We start from the raw sequence: 289 nt of genomic DNA on the forward strand, positions 1-289 counted from the left end.
GCTCGAGCCGATCGATTTCTCGGTGATCGACAAGAGCAAGATCGACCCGCGCTTCGTCGCCGATCATTTCGTCGGCAGCTTCTATTATTCGTTCGTCATCGGTTACAACAAGGACGTGCTCAAGGAAACGCCGCAGAACTGGGCGGATCTCTTCGATACAGAGAAGTTCCCCGGCAAGCGTACCTTCTACAAGTGGTCGGCTCCCGGTGCGCTCGAAATCGCACTGCTCGCCGATGGCGTGACACCCGACAAGCTCTACCCGCTCGATCTGGACCGCGCCTTTAAGAAG

General features: G+C 57.1%; 1 protein-coding gene. It reads left to right on the plus strand.

The annotated features are described in order from the left end of the window. Positions 1 to 289: extracellular solute-binding protein (locus MD536_RS21225; RefSeq protein ID WP_239603792.1), on the plus strand; the 289-nt coding region annotated here is incomplete at both ends.

It is taken from the genome of Flavihumibacter cheonanensis (genome assembly GCF_022352215.1).
Lineage (GTDB): Bacteria > Bacteroidota > Bacteroidia > Chitinophagales > Chitinophagaceae > Flavihumibacter > Flavihumibacter cheonanensis.